This is a genomic window from Aquiflexum sp., assembly GCF_041749095.1.
Taxonomy (GTDB): Bacteria; Bacteroidota; Bacteroidia; order Cytophagales; family Cyclobacteriaceae; genus Aquiflexum.
On sequence record NZ_JBGTCA010000588.1, the window covers coordinates 14,893 to 29,807 of the forward strand.

The following is a 14,915-nucleotide window of genomic DNA, read 5'->3' on the forward strand; positions in this document are numbered from 1 at the left end:
GGTTTTGTTATTGTCAAATAAAAATCAACCCAAATGGAAGGTAAAGAACTGAAAGCAGGTCATTTTGATTTGGTCTATCAGAACGGATTTATCAGGTACATCCGGCTTGGTGGTCTTGAGGTCATCCGCATGATCAACCATGCACTGCGTGACCATAACTGGAACACACTACCCATGCAGATCATAGATGAAAAGGTCAGTGCCCAAGCTGACAGTTTCCGGATTTCTTACCGGGCACTTTATAAAAGGAATGACATCAATTTTGATCTGGAATGTAAAATCTCAGGAGACTCAAATGGCAGGATTACTTTCGATTATAATGGCATTGCCAAGAGTGATTTTCTTAGAAACAGAATTGGATTCACTGTTTTGCATCCCATTGATCCATGTAAAGGTAAAAAAGTGCGGATTATGCATCCTGATGGAAGCAGTACAAAAAGCCGGTTTCCCGAAGATATCAGTCCCAATCAGCCCTTTTATGACATCAGTGAAATGCACTGGACTATGTCCGGGGGAATCAAAGCAAGATTGATATTTGAAGGTGAAATTTTTGAAACGGAGGACCAACGTAATTGGACTGATGCATCTTACAAAACCTATTGTACGCCATTGGGAATTCCCTTTCCGGTTCAGGTAAAAAAAGGGGATCAAATTCGACAAAAGGTTCACTTGGTGGTGGATACCCCCTTGGGTTTAAACTTCGGTACTTCTAAAAAACTTCCCATCAAAATTTCTCTGCAAGGGCAGAAACTTAATTTGACCCAATTTGGGATTGAACTTAAACCGGGAACAGATCCGAGCTTGATCAAACAAGCGATAGCAGATCTGGCCCCGGACTTTTGGAGAATAGATTTGGACTTGGATCATGATTTTAGTGCCGCTTTGGATTTATTGAAAGAAGCGGAAAATACCGGAACTTCAGTGGAATTATGTGTATTTTCTGACAGGGAAAATCCTGTGTCAGATTTGGAAGGATTAAAGTCTTATTTTGGCCCTGTTAAAAGATTGTTGCTTTTTGGGGACAATCAGAAGACCACGCCAAAAAGTTGGCTGGAAGCAGTTCCCCAGCTTCGTAATTCCTTTCCCCGGATTGAAATTTATGCAGGAACAGATGCATTTTTTACAGAATTGAACAGGGATCCGGTGGAAGCTGATCATCTGGATGGTGTCACCTATTCCATCAATCCGCAGGTGCATGCTTTTGATGACCAATCCCTGGTAGAAACCCTGGAGTGCCAGGCCTACACCGTCCAATCTGCCCAAAACTTATTTCCGGGAAAAAAAATCAATATTAGCCCGGTGACATTTCACATGAGATGGAATCCTAATGCAACAAAATCCGGCAAAAAAATCCGGGTGCCTACCGGATGGGCTGACAACCGGCAGTATAGTTTTTTTGGAGCATGTTGGTTTTTGTTCAGCCTGAAATACCTAGGTGAATCGGGAGCTAATGCGGTAACATATTTTGAACTGGCAGCCGAAAAAGGTTGGATCAAGTCAAAAAACAAATTCCAAAAATCCCCTGCATATGTTCTAAGGGAGCACACCAAAGCTTTTTCAAAGCTGGTTCCCTGCCAAAGCAGCAATCCCCTGATAGTTGATGTAATAGGTTTACACCATCTCGGACAAACACTGCTCATTTTGGTAAATTGGACAGATAAAGACCAAATAGTTTCCGTTCCGGAAGGTTATAAACCCATACAGTATTGTCAAAACTGGGATCCGGATCAAGGAAAATTTCTGTGGGTAGAAGTTGATGAATTGCAAGATCTGGAATATTTAATTTTGGCACCAAACAGTCTGACATGGTTAACCAAGAGATAATTATATTCCTGTAAGTTTTTATATTGCCTTTTTATCTTTTTTATAATGTACCTTCCAAATTGGACTTTGCAAAACCAGGTTCTATTTGCTAGTTTAGAAGAACTTCATTTAAATTATCAATATATTTATTTGGCTTTTAAAAGCTCAAACCTTTAATCTAAACCTATGACCTCTCAGAAGGAAATATCTTTCCTTTTATAACAACAAAAAAAATAACCATGACCCAAAACCTCCAAATCCACAACAACCTCAAAGAAACCTACAACGACATTTTCACCACGGAAGCCTTGGACGCCCTTGCTGTCCTTTCACCTTTCAATGCCGACATCAAAAAAATAATGAATGAGAGAATTGAAAGGAGGAACAAAAGGAAAAACAACAAATTGAAAATTCAATTTTTGGATCAGGATTCAAAGATCGCCGGAACAGATATTTCCGTTAGGGATGCCAGGTCCGGTAATTTTGAAGGAAAGCCCGTGCCTAAAGATCTCCAAAGACAATGGATTCAGGGAACAGGGCCCGCAGCCAAACCAAATGCCCCCTTGAACAGCAGTATCCGTAATGTCGCTTATGCATTACTGTCCGGGGCAGATGGGTGGATGTTTGATGGGGAAGACGCCTTAGGTCAGATTGACAACATGTCCCTGGACAACCAAAGGAATTTGAAACTTGCCATCAGCCGTTCCCCGGTTTTTTTGGAGGTGGCAGAAATTGTTTCCAGGGAAATGAACAAATGGGCCAATGGATTTTTTGGTCATCCGATTGTCTCTGACTGGAAAAAACAGCTTGACTTCACAACCATCATTTTTAGGGCGAGGGGACTGCATTTGGATGACAGGCATATCAGGGACCAAAATGGTGTAGGAATGGCAGCCTCTATCGTGGATCTGACACTCTATGTGGTCAATAATTATAAAAACCTGCAGGCGAGAGGTTCATCCATTGTTCTTTATTTACCAAAAATACAGACAGCGGCAGAGGCCGCATTATGGGACAAGCTGATGTCTGCACTCGAAAATCATTTGGATCTTGAATCCGGAACCATTAGGGTTTATGTGCTGATAGAACAATTGGAAGCAACCTACCAATTGATGGAAATAAGGGCTGCTTTGGGCAAACACTTTGTGGGCTTCAATACCGGAAGATGGGATTATATCAACAGTGTTTCTGATGCCATGTCCTGGGATGGGGATTTTGTTAACCCTAACATAGAATCCATCACCATGACCTATGGCTATATGAGAAATTATGAAGACAGGGTCAGAAGAGCGGTCAACACCCCTGATAAATCGGGAAACTATGCGCTTTGGCAAGGAGGTATGGAACCCAACATTCCTGTTGGTTCCAAGGAAGGTGTTGCCTCCAGTATGGAAAAGGCCTTGAAAGGAGGGCAGCGGGAGCAAAAAGAAGGCGCTAGCGGTAAATGGGTTGCCCATTGGAAAATGGTACATATCATCAGGCCGGTATGGGAAAAGGTGGGTGAACCCAACCAACTGGGCAGGAAATTCCCTGAACTGACCTATACAATGGAAGATGCAAATGGACTATTGGAGCTTGAAGATGCCCCTAGAACTATAAATGGCGCCAGAAATCTGATCAGCGTAGCCCTGCAGTATGGAAATGCATTTGGTCAAGGTATGCAGGCAGCCGCCCTAAAACCCGCAGATTATTTTGGAAATGACAATGTGCTTTACCTCATGGAGGACATGGCGACCGGAGAAATAAGGGTAAGCATCCTATGGGAATGGATACATAAAAAGGCCACAATTACTGAAGATGATCCCGATTCCAAAGTGAAAAAAGGCGATATATTTTCTGTAGGACTTTTTGAAAGCTTATTGGAAGAAGAATACCAAAAACTGTTGAAGGCCGGCAACAAGGATGTACATGATGATTCAAAGGCCACTACTTTGCCCATATCAAAGGAAATAGTCAGGACTTATGTATTGACCAAACAAAAGCTTCCTTGGTTTATAGATCTTTTAAATATAAATCTGAACAATTCGGATTTAAAAGAAGCCAAATCAAGGATTGAAAAATATACCAATGCCTTCCTTAAGGATGGAACCAGGATAACCGAAAATCTTGATTTCTGATCGAAAAGCCCAGGAAACGTATTATATTCCCACGCAATCCCAGATATCACCCAGTACCTACAATTCCAATTATCACTTAACCCAAGATTTTATGGCCATGGACCATGCGCTGATTGCTGAACTTAAAAATAAAATAAAAGGAGATGTATTGTCCGATCAATATTCGTTGGGAATGTACGCTACCGATGCCAGTATTTATCAGATTCAGCCCCAGGTAGTGGTCCTTCCCAAAGATGAGGAGGATGTAAGAAAAGCCATAGGGATTGCAAGGAAAAACAAATTGAAAATTCTTCCCCGAGGCGCGGGGACAAGTCTTGCCGGACAAACTGTCGCCGATGGACTTGTACTGGATTTTTCCAAATACATGAACCAAATTCTGGAAATCAATGAAAAGGAAAAATGGGTGAAAGTCCAGCCCGGTGTGGTCAGGGATGTGTTGAATGAAAAACTGGCACCTTTAGGATTGCATTTTGCACCTGATCCTGCGACCAGCAGCCGGGCAAATGTGGGCGGAATGGTAGGTAACAATTCTTCCGGCACCAAAAGCATCCTATACGGCAAAACAGTAGACCACATTTTGGAAGCGAAAGTAGTGTTGGCCGATGATACGGTGCTGCATTTCAATGCACATTCCCCAGAACAATACCATGTCAAGAGCTCACAGTCAGGTAGGGAAGGGGAGATTTATCAGAGGTTTCAAAATATAGTCAAAAGTAATCTGGATGAGATAAAGACCAAATTCCCCAAAGTAATGCGTAGGGTTGGTGGATACAATTTGGATGAATTTGTTAATACTGACCATTGGAATTTGGCAAAAATAATCACCGGTAGCGAAGGGACTTTGGCCACTACGCTTGAAATCAAATTAAACCTGGTGGATTTACCAAAATTCAAGTCTGTGGTGGTGGTACACTTTGGTGAATTGTTGGATGCCATCTCTGCGGTCACACCCATGTTGGAATTCAATCCCTCTGCCATAGAAATACTGGACCGGACAGTACTGAACCTTTCCAAGGAGAACCTGACGACCAAGCAGCATTGTCATTTCATTGAGGGAAATCCTGCTGCCATTCTGATTGTGGAGTTTTATTCGGATTCTTTTGAGGATGTGATGGAAAGACCTGAAAAGATGGTTCAAAAATTGAAAGGAATGGGACTCGGTTATGCTTTTCCAATATTCCCCGAAGGTAAAGCTTATGAGGATGTATGGATTGTAAGGAAGAAGGGCCTGGGTCTGATGTTGGGAATCAAAGGAGATAAAAAACCCCTTCCATTTATCGAGGATGCGGCCATACCCATTGATGTACTCCCGGAATACATTGACAGGGTTCTCAAAATCTGTGAGAAACACAACACGGAAGTATCCATGTATGCCCACGCCAGTGTTGGGGTCATTCATGTCAGGCCAATTCTGGACCTAAGGCAAAACGAGGACATCGAGAATCTCAAAAAAATAGCGGATGAAACATTCGAACTGGTCCTGGAATATGGCGGTTCCTGGAGTGGAGAACATGGAGACGGGCTTGTAAGGAGTGCATATAATGAAAGATTTTTTGGAACTAAGCTTTACAATGCCTTCAAAGAGGTCAAGACCCTCTTTGATCCGGAAAATCTAATGAATCCGGGTAAAATTGTGGATGCCCAAACCATAGAGAAAAATCTCAGGTATGGAGCTGATTATAAAGATGAAACTGCTGATACCCAATTTAAATATAGGGTAGAAAATAGCTTTCGGGAATCTGTCCACATGTGTACCGGGGTGGGGGAGTGCAGAAAGATTATTGGAGGGACCATGTGCCCCAGTTTCAAAGCAACAAGAGATGAGGAACATTCGACAAGAGGCAGGGCCAATGCGCTCAGAATGGCCATGTCAGGCCAATTGGATAAGGATGGCCTGACCAGCAAAAGGCTCCGGCAAACCATGGACCTCTGCCTTTCATGCAAAGCCTGTAAATCTGAATGTCCGAGTAATGTGGACATGGCCAAATTGAAAAGTGATGTGGGACAGCTTTACTTTGACAAACATGGCACAACTTTAAGAGACCGGTTGATTAGAGATTCCTCCAAGATGGCTTCAAGATTTTCAGGTTCCTTTGCATGGGCCATCAATGCCGTTCAAAAATCATGGTTTTTTAGGGCTTTACTTCAAAAAACAATTGGATTTGACAAAAGGAGGACCCTGCCTGACTATTCCGGCCAACCTTTCTACAAATGGTTTTTGAAGAACGGAAACCAACAACCACACTCCTCCAATAAAGTTGTCCTTTTTGCTGATACTTACCTGAATTTTCATGAACCTCAAATTGGAATCTCTGCAGTTGCGCTTTTGAATTCCTGTGGCTATGAAGTGATATTGGCCAATGTGGGATGTTGTCAGAGACCAAAAATTTCACATGGATTTCTAAAAGACGCCAAAGCCGATGGAACCAGAACCGCTAAAGGTCTTGAGAAATATTTTGATCAGGGTTTCAAAGTAGTGGTCTGTGAACCAAGCTGTGCTTCTGCCCTCAGTGATGATCTGCCTGACCTGATTGATGATCAGGAGCTTGCCCGGAAACTCAAATCCAATGTATTAATGATCGATGTTTTCCTTGATCATGAGATGAAATCCGGAAAACTGAACGTAGAATTCAAGGCGGTGGCAGATGACATTATGATCCACGGACACTGTCATCAAAAAGCCCTTTTTGGTACCAATGCAGCCAAAAATGTTTTCGCAAACACCAATACACTTATCAGGGAAATACCTTCCGGCTGTTGTGGGATGGCCGGTTCTTTCGGCTATGAAAAAGAACACTATGATATTTCAAAAAAAATAGGAGATGAAATTCTTTTCCCGACACTCAATGAAGTGTCCGAAAAGACTGCGGTCATTGCAAACGGCTTCAGTTGCAGACATCAAATTGCCCATTTTACCAATACTAAACCCAAACATTGGGTTGAGGTAATAAGGGCAGTTCCTAAAAAAAATAACGATACACCCCAAAAATGATCCCTTATGTCTATTTCGGTATTATCCTTTCTGGCACTCTTTCCGATATTATTGGTCGCCGTACTCTTGGTCGGATTCAGAATACCCGCCAAATACAGTATGCCGATCGGCTTTCTCAGTACGGCTGTCATTGCAAACCTAGCCTGGGACCTTTCCATAGTCGATATCCTTGCCTCTTCCATACAGGGCCTGTTTATTACATTTGACATTTTATACATCGTTTTTGGGGCAATTTTACTCCTGACTTTGCTCAATTATTCAGGAGCGATACAGTCAATCCGTAATGGCTTTTCCGGTATCAGTGAAGACAGGAGGGTGCAGGTGGTCATCATTGTATGGTTATTTGGGTCTTTTATAGAAGGAGCAGCAGGATTCGGAACACCTGCTGCGATTGTAGCCCCATTATTATTGGCAATGGGCTTTCCTGCAATGGCTTCTGTGATGTTGGGTCTGATGGTCCAAAGTACACCGGTCACCTTTGGTGCGGTAGGGACTCCCATTTTAGTGGGTGTCCGTGGAGGATTGGAAAGTTCCCAAGTGGATAGCATGTTGGCAGCAGCAGACATGACCTATATGGATTACCTGCAGATCATCACCTCAAATTCAGTCATCTTTCATACCATCGCAGGTACCATCATGCCTTTGTTTATGATCTGTATGATGACCTGGTTTTTTGGCGAAAACAAAAGCTGGAAGGAAGGTTTGGTCATGTTTCCCTATGCCATTTTTGGAGGCCTGGCGTTTACGGTACCTTACCTATTGACCGGTATTTTCCTTGGCCCCGAATTCCCGTCTTTATTGGGTGCTTTGGTGGGATTGTTGATCATTGTTCCTGCCACAAAAAAGGGATTTTTGGTTCCGAAAAAAACATGGGACTTCGCCGAAAGAAGTACCTGGCCAAAATTATGGTTTGGGGATTTGAAAGTGGACATCAATCAAAACAAGGCTCCTTTATCACTGTTCATATCCTGGTTCCCATACATTTTGCTGGCCATAATACTTGTGATGACCCGGCTACCGCAATTGCCCGTAAAGGCCCTGCTTACATCAATTGAAATTGGTTATAAGAATATACTTGGAACCCAGATTTCTGCCGCAAGTACCCCCTTATATTTACCGGGAACCATCCTGATCCTGGTTGCGGCCATCACAGTGTTTTTGCATCAGATGAAATGGAAAGATGTGGGAATTGCATTTGCACAAAGTTCAAAGATGATCTTAGGGGCAGGCTTTGTTTTGGTATTTACCATACCCATGGTAAGGATCTATATCAACTCCGGAATCAATCCCCAGGAACTGCCGGGAATGCCTATTGTAATGGCAGAATGGGTTGCTTCCAGGGTTGGGATGGTTTATCCTTTGTTCGCTCCTGCAGTCGGGGCTTTGGGAGCTTTCATTGCCGGAAGCAACACCGTGAGCAACCTAATGTTCAGTTTATTCCAATTTGGAGTTGCCGAAAGGTTGTCAATGCCGACCACGATCATAGTGGCCCTGCAGGCTGTTGGTGCTGCCGCAGGTAATATGATAGCCATACATAATGTGGTTGCGGCATCAGCAACGGTTGGTTACTTGGGCAAAGAAGGCTTGATCTTAAGAAAAACAATTCTTCCAACCCTTTATTATATTCTCGTTGTCGGGCTTTTGGGGCTTTTGTTTTTGAATGTAACTGTTACTTAATATTTTATTTTCCGGAGGAATTTTATTCTTCTCCGGTTTTTCATTTATGTAAAAGCTATGCAGATATGGATCTAGAATTTTCAGGTTTAAGCGAAAAGGATGGAGACTATCCGGATAGGATAACCCAAGCTGAAATACTCTCTGTTTTGGATAATCCCAAACACAGGTTGTCCCCGCTGGAAGGTTACCCGCGGAAAGATTGTTACACCATTGCCTGCGGTTATAGTTCCAAAAAAAGGATCCTGCTGATAGTTTCAAATATTGAAAAACTAAAACGAAAAATCCTTCAGGTGAAAGTTGCCGACGAAGAGGAAATTGAACATTTTTATTGTACCGGATAATGGAATTGCTGTATATTTGAAGTATGGACAAAAAAGTAAAAGACCTGAATCCCTTCGCAAAAGCCAAGACATTAAAAGAAAGAGAAAGGGTATGGAAGTCACTCAAAAGCATAGCACGACCCGTTTCAAAAGAAGAGGGGGAACGGTTATTGGAAGAAGCTATCCGACTGCAATTGGGAAATAATAAGTAAATCGAACTATCCATCAGCCGAAGACCCTGAGTATTTATATTATTTATTTTTTCCTTAGTATCAACCTTAATCCCAACACTCTAAAACCCTGACGTCCCAAATCCGGCATAGCCGATTTATGCAAATACACTATTTATTAAAGGGAATTGGTGATTTGAAGCATGTGCCCTGAAATAAATTAGGGAAAGGAAGATAAATTTTTAGTAAATGAAGGGTTAAAGTTTGGTTTTTGTGCCACAGCTTGTGGCACAAATTCAAATTGCGTTTTATAGATAATTACCACTGTCTAATGACTTATAATATTTGATATAGAACCGTTCTTTCCTTCCAAATTGGTTATTGCCACTTATGAGGGGGATTTGATGGCTGCCTCATGCGTCAGTTACCATGTAGGCAGGGAATCCAATGAAACTTATGGTAAGACCTGGAATGGGGTGCAGTTTGGGGTGTTCCAGCACAGGCATTATTTCAATTCCTCTATGGTGCGATTAATGGTGGTTGGACTACAGCACCTCTATGGTCTAAGATCAAATTTCAATTCCTCTATGGTGAGATTAATGGGCTTCTTAATTCATCCGGTACAGAAATCGCCTCTTTATTTCAATTCCTCTATGGTTCAATCGCCCTGGGTTGAAAAGGTAGTATGCTTTTTTCAAATTATAGGATTTGTAATATTTAAATTTTCGATCCAATCAAAATCTTTGGTATTGGCCGTAAGGAGCTCAGCATGATAAGCTAAGGAGGTCGCTGCGATGATGGAATCTCCTAAACTCATTTTTTTTGTTTGCCTCAACTTTATTGCAGTGTCAGCTATTTCCCAAGTCAATGGTAAAATGTTGATGTTGTCAAATAAAGAACGAAATGCTTCTATTTCGTCATTTGTCAATTTATTGTAACCCAATACCTCAATTTTACTTACAATTGAGCAAGCCGATTCTTTTTGCCTTAAAAAATCACGAAGCTTTTGGTATTCTGGCAGCAAGGCATAAATCAATATGTTACTATCCAATATGAGCATCAGTTCCTACCCATTAGTTTTTTGTCTTTCCGTACCTCTCTTTGCCAAGACAGTGGGTCTTTGATGCTTTTGATGGGATTCTTGGCTGCTATTTGGTCCATAATCTCGACCAATTTATCACTGCTTTTATTGTCAGCTTGTTCCAATCTATAGGTGGCCTGTTCATCCTTGATCAATTCCAAAATTTGATGGATTAGCTTTTGGTCTTCCGTGTTGATGGTGATCTTATGCTCCATTTGTTTTTATTTACAATATACTAATTTATCCCATTGCTGTCACTTTCGGTTGCGTAACAAAAATTATAGTAGCTACATTTTTTGCAAATGGGCTTTTTGATCAGATCGGGGCAATTTGATTGGTGGATGACCTTTTTGGCAAGGGCAATCCATCCCTCCACTGTTTGAAGGTCATCCAAATCCCATTCCTCAATCTGTTGTTGACGGAGTTTGGGGTATTCAATTATCGCTGATAGTTCTGAGATCCCATTTTTTATTAATATGTACAGGTAGTATTGGTTGATACATTTTTATCGATATTTGTTAAGTCAACATAAGTTTAAATTGTATGCCTGAGTCTAATTAAAGCCTATATCCTCACCTTTCCCTATGAGCGAACAAGAAATCGAAAGACGAATGAAATCTTCCACACCCCTTACCCAAAAGGAGTTTATAACACGTCTCAAGGAAATCAAGGAAAATAAGAGCTCTAGTAAGTAATCTACATTGCATCATCTTTCTATTTTTACAATTATTGGTAATTTATTTTTAAATTGGTTGATTAACCACTAACCTAATAAATTATAACCACCCCTTCCATGCACAAAACCCCCTTCCTCCTCGCTTTTACAATCCTGCTGTTAATCTTTAGTTGCGAAACAAAAAATACCAATTCATTTGAATCCGATCTTATCATCTACGGCGGCACGTCCGCTGCCATTACTGCGGCTGTTCAGGCCAAGAAAATGGGCAAATCAGTGATAGTGGTATCTCCTGATATCCACTTTGGGGGATTGTCTGCCGGAGGACTTGGATTTACAGATACCGGAAATAAATCTGTCATCGGTGGATTGGCCAGGGAGTTTTACCACAGGATCTATATGCATTACCAAAATGAAGATTCCTGGAATTGGCAGAAAAAGGACGAATATGGCAATGTGGGGCAGGGGACACCGGCCATTGATGGGAATGCCAGGACCATGTGGATATTTGAACCACATGCTGCAGAAAAAGTCTTTGAAGATTTTGTGGCAGAAAATGATATTCAAGTGTTTCGGGATGAATGGTTGGATAGGGAAAATGGTGTGCAGTTAGAAGATGGCAAGATCATTTCCATTACCACACTTTCCGGAAAAACCTTCAAAGGGAAAATGTTTATAGATGCCACTTATGAGGGGGATTTGATGGCTGCATCAGGCGTCAGTTACCATGTAGGTAGGGAATCCAATGATACTTATGGTGAAACATGGAATGGGGTGCAGTTTGGAGTGTTCCAGCACAGGCATTATTTCTATGAACCGATAAGTCCATACGTTATTCCCGGAGACCCTTCAAGTGGTCTTCTGCCCGAGATTTCTGACGCCGAATTGCCGGAAAACGGCACAGGAGACAATAAGGTACAGGCATATAATTTCCGGATGTGCCTCAGCCAACATTCTGATAACAGACTGCCTTTTCCCAAACCGGAGGGGTATGACCCTGCCCGTTATGAATTGTTGGCAAGGGTTTATGAAACGGGATGGAACGAGACTTTTGACAAATTTGATCCCATTCCCAACCTGAAAACCGATACCAACAACCACGGCCCGTTCAGCACGGATTACATCGGGAAGAATTATGCTTATCCTGAAGCCACCTATGAAGAGCGAAAAGCCATCATCAAGGAACATGAAGACTATCAAAAAGGCCTGATGTATTATATGGCCAATGATCCCAAAGTACCCGAAAAGGTAAGAAACGAAATGAACAAATGGGGACTGGCCAAAGATGAGTTTACAGACAATGGTAACTGGCCCCATCAGATTTACGTCAGGGAAGCCCGAAGATTGATAGGGCAATATGTGATGACCGAGCATGATGTATTGGGAGCAAAACAGGTTCCCCAACCAATTGGGATGGGTTCCTATTCATTGGACTCACACAATATTCAGCGCATCGTCACGGCCGAGGGAAATGTACAGAATGAAGGGGATATTGGTGTCAAACCAAAGGAACCATATAGCATTTCTTATGGCACCATTATTCCAAAAAAACAGGAATGTGAAAACCTGTTGGTGGCAGTATGTGTCTCAAGTTCCCATACCGCCTTCGGGTCCATACGGATGGAACCGGTATTTATGATATTGGGACAATCTGCTGCCACTGCTGCAGCTTTGGCAATAGAGGAAAAACTTCCTGTTCAGGATTTGCCTTATGAAAAATTACAGCAAACACTGAAAGCAGATGGACAGGTGATGGTGTTGGAGGATAGGTTGTAGATTGGCTAATATTCTTGGAGAATTTGATAAAGGAGCATTAATCTATGGGCAGTGGCTGAAAGGGAGTCAGTAAGTATTCCTTGTTTCTATAAATCATTTTGACCTTGCGGTCAGCTTCCGCATGTACCACTTTTCCCTCCTCGAGTTGCAGGATAAACCGGCAGAGTTGGTCGAATTGCACATCAATTTCTCCATTTCCGTTGATATCCAAAGCTCTGCCCTCACCTCCGGCAGATGTCCTGCCGATATACAAGTTGCCCGAAACGGTACCCAAAATGCTGGAAAACCCATTTTCCAACCATTGAAAACTATCCAGAAATTCCTTTGCATGCGGTTCGGAGGAGTTTCTGGGATAGATAAATACATCATTGGACAAGCTATCGGTCTGAAATCTCAGGGGTTTCAACCAGCCATAGGTACTTTGGATGGCAGGACTATCCTTGTTGATGACAAGGTTGCTGTTTAGGGATATGAAGTTTTGTTCGTCCCCATTTTTATCATAAGCAGTACTTGCTATCCGGTCTGTAATATTGTTTATGAGGGGCCGGCCATCATTTTCCAAAAGTGGGACGGTCAGCCCAAAGGGGATATTTTGAAGGGATTTTAACCTGGTCATGATACCATCCGGAGTTACTGTAAATTCCTGGCTAAAATAGGGGCCTCCCATCCCGGTGACATAGGTGTACAGCAATTTGAATTTTACCAAAAGGGGATGAACGAATTCCACTTCGGGAATGACCCGATAATCCCTTGGCAGGTCCGATATCCTGACCCATTGCCCGTCGATTTTCCATTCCGGACCAAAAGTTACCCCGCTTTGGAATTCCCCTGATGCAGTTTGGCCTTTTAAATCATGTTCCCCATCCGATGGCCCTAACCTTGCATCCCAGTTGACCCGGCTGAACCTGTTCACTCCCAATGGGGTCCAGCTTAATCCATATTTGGGCACACTTGCACCTCTAAGATTGACCACCACCTGCATTCCGCCTGCATTGGCTGTGAATGTCGAAAAGGCAGGATCAGTTGTAAAGGCATATCCTCCTATTTCTGTTGGACTTGGAACTTCCTTGACCATGGATTGCCGGACATGAAATGCCTCTGCCAGGTGGTATGCAATAGCTCCTGTATAATTTCCCCATTGACTTGCCGGTTGATAGCCGATCCGGTCTGCGGGATCAAAGAAATTTTTGGTAACAAAAAAAGAGCCTTTCCAATCTCCGTCCTCCCTTTGCCATCTTTTGATACTTTGAAAGGCCAGATATGCCCCCCGGCGGTACCTGCCGGCCAAAAGGCTGTCACCCATCTGTAGCGCATCTTCGGCCATGGCTTCAAATCCCAACAGGTACAATACATCATTAAAGACATGGTTGTCCGTTCTACCGTTGGATGGGGCCTGTCCATCAGGGGCCTGAAGCAGTAAAGTAATTGCCGTTCCTTTCCGCACTGCTTTTTTGATTTCCGATGCAGCTGGTCCGTCATACCCATCGAGAGTCAAGCCGATCAGGTTTCCCCTTCCTACCGCTTCCACAGCCAGAGATTGGGGGTCGCTGCTCCAATCCTGATACATGGACCATTTATCGGGAATGATGCGCAACCTTTGGCTTTTCTCATTCCATGCATTTTCAATAAAGTCAGTGGCGGAAGATTTTGCAGCAAAACCGTTTTTTACCCTATTCCATTCTCCTTTCATGGCATAGGTGCGCCAGTTGTTGATGCGGCCTTCCTGATTTTCCATAATCTCCGAAATAGGAGTTTGCATTCTTTTTTCCCATTCCTGATATTGTTTTTCGCTCACAAAATCTTTGTACAATTTCAAACCTTCCGATAGCGGGCTGATAAAAAACTCACCATGGGCATCCGGTATTTTGGCATAACCGCCTGCCAATGCGGCAGTGGCATTTTCCATGGCCATTATTCCTGATGCCTTCAAATGGGAAGCTTTTCCAACTGATAAGAGTGTTCCTACCGTATAAGCAAAATACGGTGTGGAATACTGATGTTCTCTTCTGAGAAATGGATCAATGATGGCACCGTTTTGATCCTGGTGTTTTGCCATTACATGACAGACTTCTTCCAAAACTTTCAGATAATCCGACTTTTCCAATGAAGAAGCAGTCCAGGGTCTGGCGGTTAGGTGAAATGGGAGATGGGGAAAATTTTCGGGTAGATCCTGGGACACTGCCAATCCCCAAAAGTGGAATAGCAGGCAAAATGTAAAAAAACATTGTTTTGATTTCATCTCCATTCCGGTTTGAGGTTAATGGCGGATTCAGATTGGGGTAATAAGGTCGGGAAAAACCATA

General features: G+C 42.6%; 11 protein-coding genes. 7 read left to right on the forward strand and 4 right to left on the reverse strand.

Annotation, left to right across the window (positions count from 1 at the left end; genetic code table 11):
- Positions 1-33 precede the first annotated feature (33 nt).
- From ACEW8O_RS26275 to ACEW8O_RS26300, 6 genes are all read left to right on the forward strand, one after another.
- Positions 34-1,824, forward strand: coding sequence for a hypothetical protein (locus ACEW8O_RS26275; RefSeq protein ID WP_373497602.1), 1,791 nt, complete (start codon positions 34-36; stop codon positions 1,822-1,824).
- A gap of 218 nt (positions 1,825-2,042) precedes the next feature.
- On the forward strand, positions 2,043-3,920 hold the full coding sequence (locus tag ACEW8O_RS26280; RefSeq protein WP_373497603.1) for a malate synthase: 1,878 nt from the start codon (positions 2,043-2,045) through the stop codon (positions 3,918-3,920).
- On the forward strand, positions 3,910-6,912 hold the full coding sequence (locus ACEW8O_RS26285) for an FAD-binding and (Fe-S)-binding domain-containing protein (protein WP_373497604.1): 3,003 nt from the start codon (positions 3,910-3,912) through the stop codon (positions 6,910-6,912). Before ACEW8O_RS26280 ends, ACEW8O_RS26285 begins: the two co-directional genes overlap by 11 nt.
- 6 nt (positions 6,913-6,918) lie before the next feature.
- Positions 6,919-8,589, forward strand: coding sequence for an L-lactate permease (locus tag ACEW8O_RS26290; protein ID WP_373497605.1), 1,671 nt, complete (start codon positions 6,919-6,921; stop codon positions 8,587-8,589).
- A 65-nt stretch (positions 8,590-8,654) separates the two neighbouring features.
- On the forward strand, positions 8,655-8,930 hold the full coding sequence (locus ACEW8O_RS26295) for a hypothetical protein (RefSeq protein ID WP_373497606.1): 276 nt from the start codon (positions 8,655-8,657) through the stop codon (positions 8,928-8,930).
- 23 nt (positions 8,931-8,953) lie between these two features.
- Positions 8,954-9,121 carry a hypothetical protein gene (locus ACEW8O_RS26300; RefSeq protein WP_373497607.1) on the forward strand — a complete coding sequence of 56 codons (168 nt, stop codon included), beginning with the start codon at positions 8,954-8,956 and terminating at the stop codon, positions 9,119-9,121.
- A 652-nt stretch (positions 9,122-9,773) separates the two neighbouring features.
- On the opposite strand, the gene ACEW8O_RS26305 is transcribed toward ACEW8O_RS26300, so the two are convergent.
- Genes ACEW8O_RS26305 through ACEW8O_RS26315 form a run of 3 tightly spaced genes read right to left on the reverse strand, consistent with a single transcriptional unit; the run spans position 9,774 to position 10,659 of the window.
- Positions 9,774-10,139, reverse strand: a complete 366-nt coding sequence (locus tag ACEW8O_RS26305) for a type II toxin-antitoxin system VapC family toxin (RefSeq protein ID WP_373497608.1) — start codon at positions 10,137-10,139, stop codon at positions 9,774-9,776.
- The gene (locus ACEW8O_RS26310) at positions 10,139-10,375 is read right to left on the reverse strand and encodes a hypothetical protein (protein ID WP_373497609.1); all 237 of its coding nucleotides are present in this window, start codon (positions 10,373-10,375) and stop codon (positions 10,139-10,141) included. Before ACEW8O_RS26310 ends, ACEW8O_RS26305 begins: the two co-directional genes overlap by 1 nt.
- A gap of 20 nt (positions 10,376-10,395) precedes the next feature.
- Positions 10,396-10,659: a Dna2/Cas4 domain-containing protein gene (locus tag ACEW8O_RS26315; protein ID WP_373497631.1), complete on the reverse strand. Its 264-nt coding sequence runs from the start codon at positions 10,657-10,659 to the stop codon at positions 10,396-10,398.
- Between the two features lie 294 nt (positions 10,660-10,953).
- Between ACEW8O_RS26315 and ACEW8O_RS26320 the strand changes: the two genes are divergently transcribed.
- Complete coding sequence (locus ACEW8O_RS26320; RefSeq protein ID WP_373497610.1) at positions 10,954-12,612, forward strand: FAD-dependent oxidoreductase; 1,659 nt, start codon at positions 10,954-10,956, stop codon at positions 12,610-12,612.
- A gap of 37 nt (positions 12,613-12,649) precedes the next feature.
- Here the strand turns inward: ACEW8O_RS26320 and ACEW8O_RS26325 are convergent, their stop codons facing one another.
- Positions 12,650-14,851: a hypothetical protein gene (locus ACEW8O_RS26325; RefSeq protein ID WP_373497611.1), complete on the reverse strand. Its 2,202-nt coding sequence runs from the start codon at positions 14,849-14,851 to the stop codon at positions 12,650-12,652.
- Positions 14,852-14,915: the final 64 nt, after the last annotated feature.